The sequence below is a fragment of the Nocardioides speluncae genome (genome assembly GCF_003121585.1).
Lineage (GTDB): Bacteria > Actinomycetota > Actinomycetes > Propionibacteriales > Nocardioidaceae > Nocardioides > Nocardioides speluncae.
In genome coordinates this window covers 1-16,554 of the sequence record NZ_QEOO01000038.1, presented here as the reverse complement: position 1 = coordinate 16,554, position 16,554 = coordinate 1, and the positions used below count along the sequence as shown (strand labels likewise).

At 70.1% G+C, this 16,554-nt stretch carries 19 protein-coding genes and 2 pseudogenes; 11 read left to right on the top strand and 10 right to left on the bottom strand.

Translation table 11 applies throughout. From position 1 onward, the window contains the following. Nucleotides 1–50: 50 nt before the first annotated feature. The gene (locus DDV73_RS22010) at nucleotides 51–467 is read right to left on the bottom strand and encodes an LLM class flavin-dependent oxidoreductase (RefSeq protein ID WP_109509416.1); all 417 of its coding nucleotides are present in this window, start codon (nucleotides 465–467) and stop codon (nucleotides 51–53) included. Between the two features lie 32 nt (nucleotides 468–499). On the opposite strand from DDV73_RS22010, the pseudogene DDV73_RS29630 reads away from it, so the two are divergent. Next, a pseudogene (locus DDV73_RS29630) lies at nucleotides 500–637 on the top strand (LLM class F420-dependent oxidoreductase); the annotation flags it as partial. 38 nt (nucleotides 638–675) lie between these two features. On the opposite strand, the gene DDV73_RS29365 reads toward DDV73_RS29630, so the two are convergent. The 3 genes from DDV73_RS29365 to DDV73_RS21990 are packed head-to-tail and all read right to left on the bottom strand — an operon-like array spanning nucleotide 676 to nucleotide 2,483. After that, a complete protein-coding gene (locus tag DDV73_RS29365; RefSeq protein WP_240617417.1) occupies nucleotides 676–1,527 on the bottom strand; it encodes an LLM class flavin-dependent oxidoreductase in 852 nt (283 codons plus the stop codon). Next, nucleotides 1,524–1,970, bottom strand: coding sequence for a hypothetical protein (locus DDV73_RS21995; protein WP_109509414.1), 447 nt, complete (start codon nucleotides 1,968–1,970; stop codon nucleotides 1,524–1,526). Before DDV73_RS21995 ends, DDV73_RS29365 begins: the two co-directional genes overlap by 4 nt. A gap of 24 nt (nucleotides 1,971–1,994) precedes the next feature. Beyond that, nucleotides 1,995–2,483 (bottom strand): hypothetical protein, encoded by a 489-nt coding sequence (locus DDV73_RS21990; protein WP_109509413.1) that lies wholly within the window; start codon nucleotides 2,481–2,483, stop codon nucleotides 1,995–1,997. Between the two features lie 94 nt (nucleotides 2,484–2,577). Here DDV73_RS21990 and DDV73_RS21985 point away from each other — a divergent pair, with 94 nt between their 5' ends. Then, the gene (locus DDV73_RS21985) at nucleotides 2,578–2,919 is read left to right on the top strand and encodes a winged helix-turn-helix transcriptional regulator (protein WP_109509412.1); all 342 of its coding nucleotides are present in this window, start codon (nucleotides 2,578–2,580) and stop codon (nucleotides 2,917–2,919) included. On the opposite strand, the gene DDV73_RS21980 is transcribed toward DDV73_RS21985, so the two are convergent. Both DDV73_RS21980 and DDV73_RS21975 read right to left on the bottom strand, forming a co-directional pair. Continuing rightward, nucleotides 2,916–3,752, bottom strand: a complete 837-nt coding sequence (locus DDV73_RS21980) for a DUF427 domain-containing protein (RefSeq protein WP_109509411.1) — start codon at nucleotides 3,750–3,752, stop codon at nucleotides 2,916–2,918. The two genes, DDV73_RS21985 and DDV73_RS21980, sit on opposite strands and share 4 nt — an antisense overlap. A gap of 65 nt (nucleotides 3,753–3,817) precedes the next feature. Continuing rightward, complete coding sequence (locus DDV73_RS21975) at nucleotides 3,818–4,102, bottom strand: YiaA/YiaB family inner membrane protein (RefSeq protein ID WP_109509410.1); 285 nt, start codon at nucleotides 4,100–4,102, stop codon at nucleotides 3,818–3,820. A gap of 134 nt (nucleotides 4,103–4,236) precedes the next feature. On the opposite strand from DDV73_RS21975, the gene DDV73_RS21970 reads away from it, so the two are divergent. Next, complete coding sequence (locus tag DDV73_RS21970; RefSeq protein ID WP_154402857.1) at nucleotides 4,237–4,944, top strand: hypothetical protein; 708 nt, start codon at nucleotides 4,237–4,239, stop codon at nucleotides 4,942–4,944. Here DDV73_RS21970 and galK read toward each other — a convergent pair. Further along, the gene (gene galK, locus DDV73_RS21965; protein ID WP_109509408.1) at nucleotides 4,924–6,066 is read right to left on the bottom strand and encodes a galactokinase; all 1,143 of its coding nucleotides are present in this window, start codon (nucleotides 6,064–6,066) and stop codon (nucleotides 4,924–4,926) included. The two genes, DDV73_RS21970 and galK, sit on opposite strands and share 21 nt — an antisense overlap. Nucleotides 6,067–6,093: 27 nt before the next feature. Here galK and DDV73_RS21960 point away from each other — a divergent pair, with 27 nt between their 5' ends. From DDV73_RS21960 to DDV73_RS21950, 3 genes are read left to right on the top strand one after another with little or no spacing between them, the layout of a single operon-like run. Beyond that, complete coding sequence (locus DDV73_RS21960; RefSeq protein WP_109509407.1) at nucleotides 6,094–6,462, top strand: ankyrin repeat domain-containing protein; 369 nt, start codon at nucleotides 6,094–6,096, stop codon at nucleotides 6,460–6,462. A 10-nt stretch (nucleotides 6,463–6,472) separates the two neighbouring features. Next, on the top strand, nucleotides 6,473–7,918 hold the full coding sequence (locus tag DDV73_RS21955) for a GuaB1 family IMP dehydrogenase-related protein (RefSeq protein ID WP_109509406.1): 1,446 nt from the start codon (nucleotides 6,473–6,475) through the stop codon (nucleotides 7,916–7,918). Further along, nucleotides 7,918–8,466, top strand: a complete 549-nt coding sequence (locus DDV73_RS21950) for a nucleosidase (RefSeq protein WP_109509405.1) — start codon at nucleotides 7,918–7,920, stop codon at nucleotides 8,464–8,466. Before DDV73_RS21955 ends, DDV73_RS21950 begins: the two co-directional genes overlap by 1 nt. Before the next feature lie 248 nt (nucleotides 8,467–8,714). Here DDV73_RS21950 and DDV73_RS21945 read toward each other — a convergent pair whose 3' ends face one another. Further along, complete coding sequence (locus DDV73_RS21945) at nucleotides 8,715–9,413, bottom strand: LysR substrate-binding domain-containing protein (RefSeq protein ID WP_109509404.1); 699 nt, start codon at nucleotides 9,411–9,413, stop codon at nucleotides 8,715–8,717. 79 nt (nucleotides 9,414–9,492) lie between these two features. Between DDV73_RS21945 and DDV73_RS21940 the strand changes: the two genes are divergently transcribed. Then, entirely contained in the window at nucleotides 9,493–10,902 is a 1,410-nt protein-coding gene (locus DDV73_RS21940; protein WP_109509403.1) for a hypothetical protein, read from the top strand. On the opposite strand, the gene DDV73_RS21935 is transcribed toward DDV73_RS21940, so the two are convergent. After that, complete coding sequence (locus DDV73_RS21935) at nucleotides 10,899–11,918, bottom strand: LacI family DNA-binding transcriptional regulator (protein ID WP_206051029.1); 1,020 nt, start codon at nucleotides 11,916–11,918, stop codon at nucleotides 10,899–10,901. The genes DDV73_RS21940 and DDV73_RS21935 overlap by 4 nt on opposite strands. Nucleotides 11,919–12,057: 139 nt before the next feature. Here DDV73_RS21935 and DDV73_RS21930 point away from each other — a divergent pair, with 139 nt between their 5' ends. From DDV73_RS21930 to DDV73_RS21915, 4 genes are read left to right on the top strand one after another with little or no spacing between them, the layout of a single operon-like run. Next, nucleotides 12,058–13,368 (top strand): extracellular solute-binding protein, encoded by a 1,311-nt coding sequence (locus tag DDV73_RS21930; protein ID WP_109509401.1) that lies wholly within the window; start codon nucleotides 12,058–12,060, stop codon nucleotides 13,366–13,368. Beyond that, nucleotides 13,365–14,369, top strand: coding sequence for a carbohydrate ABC transporter permease (locus DDV73_RS21925; protein ID WP_206051028.1), 1,005 nt, complete (start codon nucleotides 13,365–13,367; stop codon nucleotides 14,367–14,369). Before DDV73_RS21930 ends, DDV73_RS21925 begins: the two co-directional genes overlap by 4 nt. Continuing rightward, entirely contained in the window at nucleotides 14,369–15,262 is an 894-nt protein-coding gene (locus tag DDV73_RS21920) for a sugar ABC transporter permease (RefSeq protein ID WP_109509400.1), read from the top strand. The genes DDV73_RS21925 and DDV73_RS21920 overlap by 1 nt, the downstream gene beginning before the upstream one ends. Before the next feature lie 9 nt (nucleotides 15,263–15,271). Then, nucleotides 15,272–16,369 carry a sn-glycerol-3-phosphate ABC transporter ATP-binding protein UgpC gene (locus DDV73_RS21915; RefSeq protein WP_109509399.1) on the top strand — a complete coding sequence of 366 codons (1,098 nt, stop codon included), beginning with the start codon at nucleotides 15,272–15,274 and terminating at the stop codon, nucleotides 16,367–16,369. Between the two features lie 21 nt (nucleotides 16,370–16,390). On the opposite strand, the pseudogene DDV73_RS29360 reads toward DDV73_RS21915, so the two are convergent. Then, a pseudogene (locus tag DDV73_RS29360) lies at nucleotides 16,391–16,554 on the bottom strand (IS982 family transposase); the annotation flags it as partial.

Below are 16,554 nucleotides of genomic sequence, written 5' to 3'. Positions count from 1 at the left end.
GCATGCCGGGGGAGAGGACGACGGGCGGGCGCGAGAGCGCCCGCCCGTCGTCATTTGGTCAGATCCGACAGCGCCAGTACGTCGTCCGGACGGTCGAGGTCGGGGAGCGCCGCGAAGACGGTGCCGACGCCGCGCTCGGCCAGGTCGCCGTAGCGCTGCCGTTGGTCCTCGATGGTCCCAGCATGGTGCCGTGCTGCGAAGGCGGCGGCTGCGGTCCGGCCACGCAGCCGTTCGACCCGTCGCCAGGTGTCGTCTCGGTCGCGGCCGATGATCGGCAGGTCGAGCACGGTCACCTCCACCTCGCTGGGCGCCCGCCCGACCTCGGCGCAGTGCTGCCGGAGCACCGCCAGCTTGGCGTCGAGGGTGGCCAGGTCTGACGGCAGGTTGCAGGCGTCGCCCAGTCGCGCCGCGATCCGGAGCGTACGCCGCTCGCCACCACCGCCGACGACGATCGGGATCCGGCCCACCGCTGGACGCGCTGTCCGGTGGCCGGGCGTTCGTGGGCGTCGGAGCCGGCTGGTGGGCCCGCGAGCACGCGGCGTACGGGCTGCCGTTTCCGCCCGCGCGGGAGCGGCTGGACCTGCTCGAGGCGGGCATCGAGACGATGCGCGCCCTCTGGGCGCCCGGCACGAAGGCGTACGCCGGCGAGGCGGTCACGCTGCCGGAGACCACCTGCTATCCGCGGCCGGTGGCGGCGGCCTTCGCGGTGATCCCGGCCGGGCGGAAGGTCGCCGGTGTGACCAGCGTGCCGAGCTGCAGCCGGGTGTCCAGACCCGCGAGCAGGCCGAGGCTCACCCAGGGCTCGGGGATCGGCTCCCAGGCCCGGTCCACCTGGGGGATCTGGATCAGGTGGTCCATCAGCGCCAGCCCGGCGAAGCCGGCCGCGTCCGCCGCGAGCGCGACCTCGCGCAGCCAGGCCGCCGGGTCCTCGCCCCACGGGAACCGGGACAGCTGCAGCATGATCCGCAGGCCCTGCGACGAGCGCCGGTCCGCCTCCGGGGCCGGTCGAGGCGTCGCCGCTGTGGCGGTCGCGGCGGCCTCGCCGCCGTCGTACTCGACGACCAGGTCCCAGCCCTCGTCAGCGAGCGCGGCCGCCACCTCGCTGACGCGGCGCAGCTGGCCGCCGAGGACCAGGGCGGGTACCGGCCGGTCCCGGGCGGCGTTGCGGCGCCGGCACTCGCGCTCCGGTACGTCGAACAGCACGGCCGCCGCAGGCAGCCCGGCCGCCCTGGCCAGGCCCAGCCAGCGCTCGCGTCGTTCTTGATCGAGCCCGAGCGTGTCCACGACGGTGGTCAGCCCACGACCGACCCGAGCGGCCACGACCGTCTCCAGGACGGAGAACGCGTCGTCGCTGGCGTCGAGGTCGTGCGGGCCGCTGCCAAGAACGCCGCGCAGCGCGTCTGAGGAGACGGTCTCCTCGCGCCGGTACCGCTGCTCGGCCCACGTCGACTTGCCGGAGCCGGATGCGCCCACCAGGACGACCAGCGCGGGGTCGGGTAGCCGCTGCCCGGTCGATGGCACGTTCACTCCGGCAGTTTTGCAGCCCTCGCGCAGATGTTGGCGCGAATCCAGCCGCCGGCGTCGGCGGGGGAGAGATCGCCCTCGAGGAGCCCGCGCGCGAACCGGATCGCGGCCTCGTTCAGCCGGCCATCCGCGGAGTCGTCCGGGTCGCGGCGGATGTGCTCGCCGGTCCAGCTCGACACGTCGGTGCCGAGCCGGGCGGCCGCGGCCGCCATGCCCGCGAAGTGCCGGACCTGCTTGCCGCTGCCATCGCCGTACTCCTTCTTGAAGCCGCCGCCCTCGATCGGGTTGCTGCCGCCGGAGACCAGGTCGATCAGCCCGCTGAGGCCGCGCCGGATGCCGGCCGCGCGTTCGCCGAGCTCGAGCAGGAAGTCCTCCCCGCTGATCCCGGAATCGTCGGCGACGATGGCGTCGGCAGTGTCGGCAAGGCGTTCGCAGGCGGTCGGCATGGGCGCCACCCTAAGGCCGGGTGGTCACCGATCCACCCGGTGGTCGACGGCGATCCAGTTCGCCTCCCAGGTCGTGCCGCCGTCATCGGAGTACGCCTGCTCGAACCTGGCCTCGTCCGGGCCTTGCAGGACGATCTGGAAGCGGACCTGGACCGAGCGGCCGTTGAGCTCGTCCTCGCCGAAGAAGATGCCCACGCCGTCGTCGAAGCCGCCGTACACCGCGGGCGTGAGCAGGCCGTTGCGGATGTTGGCGAAGTTGATGCTCCAGCGGCGGGCCTGCGGCTCGAAAAGCCGGAGGCTGACGGCCTCGATCCGGCCGCCGGGCCCGGACACGTCGAACTCCAAGACGTTCGCGCGGCGGTTCAAGAGCGGCTTGACCACGGTGGTTCCGGTGAAGTGGAGCCACTCGTCGGGGCCCCGCGACAGTGGGTCGGCCAGTACGTTCACGGTCGTCGTCCAGCTGCCGATCTCCCAGTCGAAGTCATCTAGGGTGCCGGTTGGGTCCGTCGTCATGAGCCGACTATCCGAACCGAGGACACCCATGGACAAGAAGGCACCTTCAGGTAACCCCTCCGCCTCACGGCCCAACCCCATTCCGGGCTGCCCGATGGCCGCTGCGTTCGCTGCGATCGGCGGCAAGTGGAAGCTGACCCTGATCTACTGGCTCGGACGGGGTGACACGCACTTCGCCGAGCTGCGGCGACGCTGCGCCCCGATCACGGCGAAGGTCCTGGCCGAGCAGCTCCGCGAGCTCGAGGCCGACGGGCTGATCGAGCGGGTCGAGACCGGCCCGGTGCCGGCGCCGGTGATCTACCGGCTGGGTCCGTACGGCGCGACCGTGCTGCCGGTGGTGGAGGCGGTCCGGGTCTGGGGCGAGTCCCACCTCGAGCTCAATGGCGGCGACCGCGCCGTCGAGGACGCGATGGGCTGCGTGCAGGCGCTGGTCTAGGGCTCCATCGGCGTCCGGGACCAGGGCGTGACAGGCCGCGGGACCGGCTCGCCGTCGAGAGTGAGATCGGAGCGCTCGGACCAGAAGCAGATGCTGTACTTCACCGGGACCGCGGCGTGCAGCGGCTCGGGGTAGAGCCACGCCAGGTCGGCGCCGTCCTCGGCGTCGTCGCGGCGGGACAAGTACCACGCGTGCCCCTTGTAGGCGCAGGTCGTGCGTGTTTCGCTCGGAACCAGCAGCTCCATCCGGACGTCCTCGTGCGGCAGGTACCAGCGCGGCGGCAGGCCGGTCTCCAGCAGCATCTTCGGGCGGCTGCTCGCAGCCAGCAGCGTGCCCTGGTGGCGCACCTCCACCCGGCGCGACGAGGTCAGCACCTCGATGGTCTTGAACGGGTCGTGCGCGTGACCGACCAGCTCGGTCTCCTCGGCCCGCCACCGCTCGAACCGGGTGAAGTCGAGCAGCACCCTGCCGCCGAGGTCCGGGTCGTCGGGTAGGAAGCCGATCTTGAACAGCGTCGGGCCCGGCAGGTCGAGGTCGATCACCTTTCCGGGACAGGAATGGGTCTCGAAGCCGACGGCTGGCGTAAGAACCTTCGGCAGTGCGTCGAGGTCGGCCGGCGCCGGCTGTGGGTCGGTCATCTCGACGGCGGCCGCGATGTCGCCTGGCGGTACGGCGTACACAGGGATGATCCGGCGCGGCTCCCAGACCAGGAACGCGTCGGTGGTATCGACCCAGGTGACGCCGACCAGGTCGGCGCGCACCCGAGTCGGCGTGGGCTCGTAGCGCAGGCTCCCGAGCGCCTGGCCGAGGTGGTGTCGCATGCGGACTGCCATGGTGCCTCCCGGTTCCGGTCCTCACCTCATTGTGGCCCCCGAACCGGGCGCAGATACCGCGGAAGTCAGGCGGTCCGGAACGGGTCGTGGTCGGCGAGGATCTTGTCGACCCGGGCCTGGTCGAGGCGGCTGACGACGGCCTGGCTCTCCTGCGCGTCTCGCACGCACTTGGCGAGGGTGAACGACGACGTGGTGAGGAACAGGGTGCCGAGGCCGAGGAAGGCGCGGATCCAGCCGTCGACCGGGAGGTAGAGGATCGCGACGATCATCGTCGACAGCGAGATGCCGAAGGCGATCATGGACTGCACGTAGAAGGCGGTGGTGTTCCGCGGTGGCGTGGGATCGTTCATGGGCATCAGCCTGGTCGCGGACCGGCCGCGAGTGACCCGCCCGGCTACCCGGATCGGGCGGGCGCCGTACACGGTGGCGCCTGAGTACCGGCGCCCAGATGGGGCTGTCTAGGCCGGTTGCCGGGGCTGGTTGGATGACACCCATGAAGATGTACGCCGACAGTCCGGGCCGCCGGGTACGCCAGATAGTGACCGACCTGCTCTTCGTCATGTGGTGCGGCGCGTTCGTGTTGATCGGCTTCGCCGTGCACAGCATGATCATGGACCTGGAGGACCCGAGCACCGACGCCTCGCGGTCGGCCTCCGGGCTGGCCGACAGCCTGCGAGACGCGGGCGACGTCGTCGGCGGCATCCCGCTGGTCGGCGACGAGGGTGCCGAGCCATTCGAGAAGGGCGCGGACGCGGCCGAAAAGATGGCAACCGCGGCCGAGGACGGCAGCCAGAACGTCGCCAACCTGGCCGTCGCGCTCGGTCTCTACTCAGGGCTGGTGCCGCTGGCCCTCATCGCGCTGCAGTACCTGCCGCGGCGAGCCACCTTCGTCCGCAACGCCACCGCCGGCCAGAAGTACCTCGACGCGCGCGAGGACCTCGACCTGTTCGCGCTGCGGGCACTGGCGCGGCAGCCGATGCACGTGCTGGCTCAGATCAGCGACGACCCGGCGGGCGACTGGCGCTCCGGTGACCCGGTGCTGATCGAGCGGCTTGCTGAGCTGGAGCTGCGCGACTGCGGGCTGACCCCGCCGACCCGTCAGCAGCTCGCCGTCGCCGTCCAGCAGGAGCCGGCCGAGCCACCAGTACCGGAGCCCGCGCTGCCCCCGCGCTCAGACACCCGCCCCCGCTGACGCCACCGCGAGCAGGTACGCCGGCTCCCGCCAGCCGCGCTCGGCGAAGGCCGCGTCGACCGTCTTCCGGGCGGTGTCGACGAGGTCGGTCGGCAGCAGCGCGATCGCACAGCCGCCGAACCCGCCTCCGGTCATCCGCGCGCCGAGCGCCCCGGCAGCGAGGGCCGCGTCGACGGCGACGTCCAGCTCGGCGCAGCTGACCTCGAAGTCGTCGCGCAGCGAGGCGTGCGACTCGGTGAACAGCCGGCCGACCTCCGGCCAGTCGTCGACTGCGAGAGCGGAGGTGGCCAGCTCAACCCGGCCGATCTCGGAGACCACGTGCCGAGCCCGCCGCTGAAGGTTGTACGGGAGCCGCTCGACGTGCTTGGCGTGCCGCAGAGAGGGCACGCCGAGCTCGGCCGCCGCCGCGACGCAGTCGGCCCGGCGCGCGGCATACCCGCCGTCAGCGAGCTGGTGCGAGACCCGGGTGTCGACCACGAGCAGGGTCAGGTCGGTCTCCTCGGGCCGCCACGGCACCTGGGTCCGTGGGCCGCCGTCGAAGTCGATCAGCAGCGCGTAGCCCGCCCGGGCAAAGACCGACACCGTCTGGTCCATGCCTCCCGTGGGTGCGCCGACCGCCTCGTTCTCGGCCCGGATCCCGGCGGCCACCATCGCCTCGGGTGGCACTCCACCGACCAGACCGGCGAGCGCGACCGCCACCGCGCATTCCAACGCCGCCGACGACGACAGCCCGGCGCCGAGCGGCACCCGGCCGTCGACGAGGACGTCGACTCCGGGGACGTCGTACCCGGCTTCCCGCAGCGCCCAGATCACGCCGGTGACGTACGCCGGCCAGCCGGCCACCCGGCCCGGAGCCAGCTCGCGACCCTCGAAGCCTTCCTCGCTCTGCACGCTGCGCGCCCGGACCACGCCGTCGGCTCGCGGCGCGACCGCCGCGTAGGTCGCGTGCGGAAGCGCTAACGGCAGGCAGAGTCCTGCGTTGTAGTCGGTGTGCTCACCGATCAGGTTCACTCGACCAGGCGCCCGACCGACGAACGCCGGCTTCGCGCCGTACGCTTCGAGAAAGGCAGTGGGAAGGCTTCTGGCGATCTGAGAGTCGTCGGCGGGTTCTACGAGGTTCACCGCGACAGCCTGTCAGACTCGGCGACTATGGCTGACGACGTAGACGCCCGCCTGGAACAGCTCGGGCTCGCAATGTTCGACCTCGCCCATGATGGCGACGCCGATAAGGTGCTCGCGTACCTCGATGCCGGCGTCCCCGCCGACCTCACCAACGACAACGGCAGCACCCTGCTGATGGTCGCGTCCTACTACGGGCACACCGAGCTGGTGCACGGGCTGGTCGACCGCGGCGCGGACGTCAACCGGCTCAACAACTGCGGCCAGTCGCCGCTGGCCGGAGCGCTGTTCAAGGGTGAGAACGACATCGTCCGGTACCTGATGGACAACCACGCCGACCCGGATCTCGGGACGCCCAGTGCGCGGGAGATTGCTGCTCGCTTCGGGGAGGACCTGTAGCGTCCCAGCCGTGCAGTTTCTCCATGACGCGGCGCCCGGCGACATCGGGCACGACCTGACCTACGATGACGTCTTCATGGTGCCGCGGCAGTCCGCGGTCGCCTCGCGGTACGACGTCGACCTGGCCACCGACGACGGCACCGGCGCGACCCTGCCGCTGGTGATCGCCAACATGACCGCCGTCGCCGGCAAGCGGATGGCCGAGACCATCGCGCGGCGCGGCGGGCTCGCCGTACTCCCGCAGGACATCCCGCTCCCGGTGGTCCGCGACGTGATCGCCTGGGTCAAGTCGCGGCACCTGGTCTTCGACACCCCGATCGAGCTCGCCCCGCACCAGACCGTGGCCGAGGCGCTCTCGCTGATCCCGAAGCGCGCCCACCGGGCCGCCGTCGTGGTCGAGGACGGCAAGCCGATCGGCGTGGTCACCGAGGAGGACTGCGCCGAGGTGGACCGGTTCGCCCAGGTCCGCGACGTGATGACCACGCGGATGGTGCTCATCGCCGGTGACGAGGACCCGCGCAGCGCGTTCGAGAAGCTCGACGCCGCCCGGGTCCGGATTGCGCCGGCGGTCGCTGCCGACGGCAAGCTGCTCGGCGTCCTCACCCGCACCGGCGCGCTGCGGGCGACGCTCTACACCCCGGCCGTGGACGCGACGGGCGGGCTGCGGGTGGCCGCCGCGATCGGCGTGAACGGCGACGTGGCCGCGAAGGCCGCCGCGCTGATCGAGGCCGGGGTGGACTGCCTGGTCATCGACACCGCCCACGGCCACCAGGAGCGGATGGCCGACGCACTCCGTGCCGTCGCCGCGCTCACCCCAGAGGTGCCGCTCGCTGCCGGGAACGTGGTCTCCGCCGAGGGCGCGCGGGAGCTGGTGAAGGCGGGCGCAGACATCGTGAAGGTCGGCGTCGGACCGGGCGCGATGTGTACGACCCGGATGATGACCGGCGTCGGCCGGCCGCAGTTCTCCGCCGTCCTGGAGTGCGCCGAGGCGGCGCGCGACCTCGGCAAGCACGTCTGGGCTGACGGGGGAGTGCGGCACCCGCGCGACGTCGCCCTCGCGCTCGCGGCCGGCGCCTCGTCGGTGATGATCGGCAGCTGGTTCGCCGGCACCTACGAGTCGCCCGGCGACCTGCTCCACGACACCGACGGCCGGCCCTACAAGGTCTCGTTCGGGATGGCCTCGGCCCGTGCCGTCGCCAACCGGACCTCCACGGAGTCGGCGTACGAGCGGGCGAAGAAGGGCCTCTACGAGGAAGGCATCTCCTCCTCGCGGATGTACCTCGACCCGGTGCGGCCCGGCGTCGAGGACCTGGTCGACCAGATCTGCGCCGGTGTCCGCTCCGCGTGCACGTACGCCGGCGCTCGGACCCTCGCGGAGTTCCGCGAGCGGGCGCTGGTGGGTGTCCAGTCGGCCGCCGGCTTCCACGAGGGCCGGCCGCTGCCGGCCGGCTGGTGATGCCGCGCTACCTCGTCGTCTCGGCGACGAAGGCGGAGGCGGCGTACCTTCCGGCGGATCTGCCGCTGGTCATCACCGGGATGGGCAAGGTCGCGGCGGCCACCGCGACCGCGGCCGCACTCGCGGGCTACGACGACCTCGGTGGGCTCACGGCCATCAACCTCGGCACCGCCGGTGCGCTCAAGGACGGGCTCGACGGCCTGCACCTGCCCAGCGTCGTCCTGAACCACGACCTCGACGCCGACGCGCTCCGCGCGCTCGGCTACGACCCGCGGGACCGGCTGGAGCTCGGTGGGGACGGTCCGGTGCTCGCGACCGGCGACGCCTTCGTGACCGACCCGATCCGGCGCGCGGCGCTGGCCGAGCGGGCCGATCTGGTCGACATGGAGGGGTACGCCGTGGCCTACGCGGCGCAGCGGGCCGGCGTCCCGGTGCGGCTGGTCAAGCACGTCTCCGACAACGCGGACTCCGCTGCCCTCGACTGGCCGTCGCTCGTCGACGCCAGCGCCCGCGTCCTCGGCGACTGGGCCACGGACAACCTCGCCTAACGGGAGGCGATGAGATGCCGCTGACGTCGCCTGAGCCGCCAGGCGACAAGCGGCTGCCGACCCTCGACTACATCGTCCTGAAGTCCAAGGTTCTGGTGCCCAGGCGCGTCCAGGACTGGTCGGAGTTCGACTTCGACACCTCCGAGGAGTGGCAGGACTTCTTGTGGGCGCACGTGCGGCGGGGCGGCTCCGAGTATCTCTGGCTCGAGATCAGCGACGCCGTGTCGGACTGGCAGCTGCGAGGTGGGCTAGCGGGCTCGCCGCCGGCCCCGTGCCGGCACTCTCTTGGACTGCGTAGGCCGTGGGGTCTTCGGGGCCGCCTTCTTCGCGGTTGGCTTCGCCTTCTTGGGGGCCGGCTCGGCGTCGCGTGAGCTGCGAGCGCTCCGGCCGCGGACGATGCCGACAAAGGTCTGTAACCGCGGGTCGTCGTTCTCACGCAGCCAGACCAGCGCGACCTGGGACTCCGGGCCGTCGATAACGGGCCGATGCACTACGTCCTTGCGGTGGTGGAGCCGGGCCACCGACATCGGCACAATCACGATCCCGGTGCCGCTGGCGACCACCTCGATCGCCTCCTTTGCCGACATCGCCGGCCAGTTCAGCCGCTTGGGCGTGTCCAGGTCGGCCCACCCCGGGACCGTCTCAGGGTCCTGGATCAGCTGCTCGCCGGCGAGGTCGGCGAGCCTGACCTCGTCGTACGCCGCCACCGGATGCTCCTTCGGCACCACCACGACCGGGACCTCGACGTACAGCTGGATCACGTGGTGCCGCTCCCGGTCGACGGGCAGCCGTGCGACTGACATCTCGGCCCGCCCATCACCGAGTACGGCGAGCTGCTCGTCGTCCGAGACGGCCACCAGCTCAAGCGGCTCGGCCTCCCGTTGCCGCCAGCGCCGCGCCCACTTGTCGGGAGCCGCGCCGGCGACGTAGGCGATCGTGAGGGTCACGTGCCTGAGGCTATCCGCGAGCGGAAGACTTTACCTAGAGCCTAGTTTTGCGATTGCGAATCATGGGGATTTCGAGGGCATGGCCACCTACGACGACCTCCCCTCGCTGACCGGCAAGCTGAAGCGTGCCGCTATCGACGCGTACATGAAGGACCAAGGCTTCACCATCGAGAGTGAGTCCAAGTACTACGACGCCCGCCACTCCGTCTCCGACCTGCACTACTGGGTCTCCCGTCCCGGCGCCGACGGCAACGGTGGTGGCGACTGGACCAGTGACCACCTCCTGCCGGACAGCTGGATCGGCGGCGGCCGCAAGGACGAGGAGTTCACCAACAACTTCAACACCATCCGCACCCGCGTCGACAACGCCCTGAAGAAGTGGCAGGACCTGCCCAAGCCGGGCGAGTTCGACGGCATCATCGAGTCGATGCGGCTGGCGAACGTCTCCCTCGCGGCTTCGCCGGCAACCGGCGGCGGCTCGACGAACGGCGCCGGTCAGATCGGCGCGAACCTCGACATCATCAAGGAGAACTCCGACGCGATGTCGGGCGGCATCATCTCCGCCTTCAAGCAGAAGTTCCTGATGTCGCTGGGCAACTGCGTCGGTGGTCACCACGGCCTGACCATCGTCCTCGGCGGCGCCCTTGCCGGCGAGCGGCTGATGTGGGAGAAGGCGCGCCAGGACGTCGCGAACGCGGTCGAGAACGCCGCCAATGCCCTGGATGCCTACGCCAAGACCGGCGGCGGCGACTGGAAGTTCGACATCGCCCTGGTCGCCGCTGTCCTCGCGGGCGTCGGCGCCTTCATCACCGGCGGAGCGGCCGGTGTCATCGCCGGAGCTGGCGCGGCACTGACACTGCTGAAGGAGGGCGGCGAGGCCGCCGAGCGCACCAAGGCCAGCAACCCGCCCGGGAAGAACTTCGAGGGCCTGATGAAGGGCTTGGAGAACAACCTCGACGAGATCAACAAGGCGATCCGGATCGAGGAGGAGACCGTCCAGCGAAACCTCACCACCAACGTTCAGCGGGTGGGACCCGAGGCCGGCTTCGACCTGGAGGCACCGCTGAAGAACGTCGACGACGACAGCGACCTGCACGTCGCCGGGAGCCCGGCGATCATCCACAACAAGTCGCTGGTCTTCGAGATCACCGGCACCGCGATGCCGGGCATTGCCGGCGAGATCGCGAAGGCGCGGGGCTATCTCGACGACGCGAGCGAATCCGGCCCGTTCTACCGCGACGCAGCCGTCGGGCTGGGCTACAACGGCTTCTTCAACGACTGGAGCAATCTGCTCTGGCTCTCGTGGCGGCTGCTGGACGACCTTCACTGGGAGGTGTCCAACGGCGCCAAGACTCTGGAGCTCGCGGTCAAGGACATGGGCGACCGGGACGCCGAGGCGAGCGCGGCGCTGGAGGCGCACGCAAAGGTGGTCGCAGAAGGGCAGTATCCACCGGTCCGTGGGGGCGGCGGCCGAATGATGCCGATCTAGTCCCGAATCGGGGCTGGTCCTGTGGACGACCGCAGGACCAGCTCCGGCTTGAAGACATACTCCTTCGACGGCACCGGCTGGCCGCCGATCGCGTCCGCGAGGGCGTGTACGGCGGCCGCGCCCATGCTCTGCACCGGCTGACGGACCGTGGTGAGCGGCGGATCGAGGAAGCCCATCAGCGACGAGTCGTCGAAGCCGACCACGGACACGTCCCCAGGTACGTCGAGACCGCGCTCGCGAGCTCCGCGGACCGCGCCCAGCGCCATCACGTCGGAGGCGCACACGACGGCGGTCGCGCCGCGGTCGATCAGCGACAGGGCCGCGGTCTCGCCGCCCTCGACTGTGAACAGGCCCTCCTCGATCCACTTCCTGGCCTCGGCCTTCGAGTAGCCGAAGGTGCGCATCAGACCGCCGATGAAGCCCTCTCGCTTCCGCTGTGAGGGCACGAACCGGGCCGGGCCGGTGGCCAGGCCGATCTTCTGGTGGCCGAGCTGGGCGAGGTAGCTGATCGCCGTCACCATCGCCTCGCGGTCGTCGGTGCTGAAGAACGGCGCGTCGAACTCCTCGACGTACCCGTTGACGAAGACGACCGGCAGGCCCCTCTCGAGCAGGCCGCGGTAGCGCTCGTGGTCGGCCGTGGTGTCGGCGTGCCGGCCGGAGACGAAGATGATGCCCGCCACGCCGTGGTCGAGCAGGGACTCGACGTACTCGTCCTCGGAGATGCCGCCGGGGGACTGGGTGCACAGCACCGGCGTGAACCGGCGCCGCGCCAGCGCGTCCTCGATGACCTGCGCGAACGCCGGGAAGATCGGGTTCTCGAGTTCAGGAACGACCAGCCCCACCAAGCCCGCAGAACGGCGCCGCAGCCGCGCCGGCCGCTCGTAGCCGAGCACGTCGAGCGCGGTCAGCACGGACTGGCGGGCGGTGTCGGAGACGCCGGGCTTGTCGTTGAGGACGCGGCTGACGGTCGCCTCACTGACCCCAGCGGACTCGGCGATCTGAGCGAGCGTGGCCATGGGGGCATGAAAGCGCATCGGCAAGAGTTCTGCAAGACTTTTCATTTCTTGCAAAGTGTTGCTAACCTCCGGTGATTCCCGTCACAGCCCGGTCCTCCGGGCGACACAGATCCACGTGACACATAGGCAAGGAGCACAGATGCGCCGCACGCTGCCCGGCATGGCTGGCATCGCTGGTATCGCCGCGCTCGCTCTCGTCCTCGCCGCCTGCGGCGGCGACTCGGGGAGCGACGACAAGAACGACTCGAACAAGTCCGACGTCGACCCGGCGTCGCTCACGGCCGAGCTGACCTGGTGGGACACCTCGGACCCGACCAACGAGGGCCCGACCTACGAGGCGCTGATCAAGAAGTTCAACGAGGAGTACCCGAAGGTCAAGATCAACTACGAGTCGGTCCCCTTCGGCGAGGCCCAGAACAAGTTCAAGACCGCCGCCGAGGCCGACTCGGGCGCGCCGGACATCCTGCGCGCGGAGGTCGCCTGGGTGCCGGAGTTCGCGGCGGCCGGTCACCTCTACGCCCTGGACGGTACGCCGCTGCTCGACGACAACAACTTCCTCGAGACGCCGCTGTCGTCGAACGTCTACGACGGCAAGACGTACGGCGTGCCGCAGGTCACCGACACGCTCGGCCTGATGTACAACAAGGCGCTGTTCGAGAAGGCCGGCATCACCGAGGCCCCGACGACCTGGCAGGAGGTCGAGGACGCCGCCAAGCTGCTCAAGCAGAAGGCCAACGTCGACGGTCTCTACATCAACAACGGCGGCTACTTCCTGCTTCCGTTCATCTACGGCGAGGGCGGTGACATCGTCGACACCGAGGAGCAGACCATCCTGCTGAACTCCGAGGCGGACGTCGCCGGCATCCAGACCGCGCAGGACCTGGTGAACTCGGGCGCCGCGGTCAAGCCGGACGCCAACGACTCCTACGGCACGATGATGACGCTCTTCAAGGAGGGCAAGGTCGGGATGATCATCAACGGCCCGTGGGAGACCGCGGCCATCTCCGACGACCCGAAGTTCGGCGGGTTCGAGAACCTCGGCATCGCGCCCGTGCCTGCCGGCTCGGACGGCGCCGGCGCTCCGGTCGGTGGCCACAACTACGTCATCTACAGCGGCATGGACGAGGACAAGGCTCAAGCGGCGATCGCGTTCGTGAACTTCATGGCCTCGGCCGAGTCGCAGGCGTTCGCAGCCGAGGAGCTCGGTGTGCTGCCGGCCAACGCCGACGCGTACGACGCGCTGGGTGACAACGAGCGGGTGTCGGCCTGGACGTCGGCGCTGGGCGTCAGCAAGGCCCGTCCGTGGATCCCGGAGGGTGGCCTGTTCTTCGCGCCGCTCGACGAGATGGCGACCAAGGTGCTGATCCAGGGTGCCGACGTACAGAAGTCGATGGACGAGGCAGCCGCCAAGTTCAAGAGTGACGTGGTACCGGAGTACGACGAGCAGTGAGCTCCGAGGCTGCAACCGACGCGCCGGCCGAGCCGCCCAAGGCGGCCGGCCGGCTGCGCCGGTCCTTCGACCGGAACTGGTACGCGTGGGCGATGGTGCTGCCCACGGTGATCGTGCTGGGCGTGCTGGTGCTGTTCCCGCTGGTCCAGGGCGTCTACCAGTCCTTCACCAACCTCACCGAGGCCAACCAGGACGAGGTCATCTGCACCAAGACCCTCGGCGGCGGCGAGGAGTGCAAGGAGAACCCGAAGAAGGCCGAGTTCGTCGGCGTCGACAACTACGTCGACCTGCTCACCGGCGAGCGCGGGTCGTTCTGGCTGCAGTTCACCAACACCGTCGTCTGGACGGTCGCCTGCGTGTTCTTCCACTACACGATCGGCCTCGGGCTCGCGGTGATGCTCAACCGGAGGATGCGGTTCCGCAGCCTCTACCGGGTGCTGCTGATCGTCCCTTGGGCGGTGCCGGGCTTCGTCGCCGCCTTCGGCTGGAAGTTCCTCTTCAACCCACGCTTCGGGCTGATCAACGAGGGCCTGGTCAACATCGGGCTGGACCCGGTCGAGTGGTTCAACCACCGCTGGACCGGCCTGTTCGCCGCGATCTGCACCAACGTCTGGCTCGGCGTGCCGTTCATGATGGTCGCCATCCTCGGCGGCCTGCAGTCGATCCCGTCCGACCTCTACGAAGCCGCCGAGATGGACGGCGCCACGCCGTGGCAGCGGTTCCGCAACGTGACCCTGCCCGGGCTGCGGCCGGTGAGCTCGACGGTGATCCTCCTCGGCACCATCTGGACCTTCAACATGTTCCCGATCATCTTCTTCGTCACCGGCGGTGAGCCGGCCGGACAGACCGAGATCCTGGTGACCGGCGCCTACCGCGCCGCGTTCGAGGGCGTGCGCAACTACTCACTCGCCGCGACGTACGGCGTGCTGATCCTGTCGCTGCTGATGGTTTTCGCCTCGGCGTACCGACGCACGCTCAAGGCCCAGGGAGAGGTGTTCTGATGACGACCGTCGAGGTCTCCAAGCCAGCGCCGAAGCCGGCGCCCAAGCAGCTGCAGCGGCGCCGCTCGGACCGCCCGCTGCTGGCCAGCCTCGCGCTGCACGCCACCCTGCTCGGAGCCACCGTGATCGCGCTGTTCCCGGTGCTGTGGATCCTGCTCAGCTCCTTCAAGCCGGCCGACCGGATCCAGAGCAGCGAGATCACGCTCGTCGACGACCCGACGCTGGAGAACTACCGGGCGGTGCTGTTCGACACGCCGTTCCCGACGTGGTTCCTGAACTCGGTGATCGTGGCCGCGTTCACGATGGTGATCGGGATCGCGATGTCGGCGACCTGTGGCTACGCGCTGAGCCGGTTCAACTTCGCCGGCAAGCGGGGGCTGATGTGGGTCTTCCTGATCACCCAGATGTTCCCGGTGGCGATCCTGATCGTGCCGATCTACACGATCATGGCCAACCTCGGCCTGATCGACACCAAGCCCTCGCTGGTCATCGCCTACCTCACCGTGGCGGTGCCGTTCTGCGCGTGGATGCTGCGCGGCTACTTCGACACCATTCCGAAGGAGCTCGACGAGGCGGCGGCACTCGACGGCCTCGGCCCGTTCGGCACGTTCTGGCGGGTGATCCTGCCGCTGGCGCGACCGGGCCTGGCGGTCACCGCGTTTTACACGTTCCTGACCGCGTGGGGCGAGGTCGCGTACGCGATCGCCTTTATGCAGTCCCGCAACAAGCTGACCCTCGGTGCCGGCCTACAGCAGTTCGTGCCGCAGTTCAACCCGCAGTGGCACCTGCTGACGGCGGGGTCGGTGCTGATCCTGATCCCGGCTGCCGTCGTCTTCTTCTTCGCTCAGAAGCACCTGGTCGCCGGCCTCACCGCCGGCGGCACGAAGGGATAGGAACCCACGATGTCCACCAGCGTCCGCTACGACCAGGCCAGCCTGGTCTATCCCGGTACGACGGCTCCGGCTGTCGCCAGTCTTGACCTGACCATCGAGCCGGGCGAGCTCCTGGTCCTGGTCGGCCCCTCCGGATCCGGGAAGTCCACCGCGCTGCGGATGCTCGCCGGGCTGGAGGACGTGACCGACGGCCGGGTGCTGATCGGCGACAAGGACGTCACCCATCTGCGTCCCAAGGATCGCGACATCGCGATGGTCTTCCAGAACTACGCGCTGTACCCGCACATGAGCGTGGCCGAGAACATGGGCTTCGCGCTGAAGATCGCGGGTACGCCGAAGGCCGACATCGACGCCCGGGTGCGGGAGGCCGCGAAGATCCTGGACCTCGAGCCGTACCTCGAGCGCAAGCCGAAGGCGCTGTCCGGAGGCCAGCGGCAGCGGGTGGCGATGGGCCGCGCGATCGTCCGGCAGCCGCAGGTGTTCTGCATGGACGAGCCGCTGTCCAACCTGGACGCCAAGCTCCGGGTGTCGACCCGGACCCAGATCGCCTCGCTGCAGCGCCGGCTCGACACCACCACGATCTACGTGACCCACGACCAGGTCGAGGCGATGACGATGGGGGACCGGGTGGCGGTCCTCAAGGACGGCGTACTCCAGCAGGTCGGCACCCCGCTCGGTCTCTACGAGAAGCCGGTCAACGCGTTCGTCGCCGGCTTCATCGGCTCGCCGGCGATGAACCTCGGCACCTTCCGGGTCACCGACGGCCACGCCCAGATCGGCGAGGGCCGGGTCCCGCTGCCTCGTGCCATGACCGGCGCGCTGAAGGCCGACACGGTCCAGCTCGGCTTCCGGCCCGAGGCGCTGCTGCCTGCGGGCAAGGGAGATCCGGGCTCGTTCGCGGTCGAGGCGCTGGTCGTCGAGGAGCTCGGCGCGGACGCCTTCCTCTACGGCAACCTGATCGGCGACGAACTGCGCGCCGACCACATCGTCGCCCGGATCGCCCCGCGCTCGGTCCCGGAGAAGGGCGCCACCGTGTGGTTCACGATCGCGCCCGGCGCGCTGCACGCCTTCGACACCGAGACTGGGCTGGCGCTGCCGACCGACTAGATGACAAATTCCAAGGGGTCCTCAGTGGTCGTAGGCGGTGAGCGAGCGTAGGACGGGTGCGTCGGCGCGGTCGTTGTGCCAGATCGCGGCGGTCAGTGCCAGGACCCGCTGGGCGATGCGGGTACACACGCCGGCGATGGTCTTGCCGCTGTGGCGTTCGAGGTCGAGTTGTCCCTTGAAGGTGT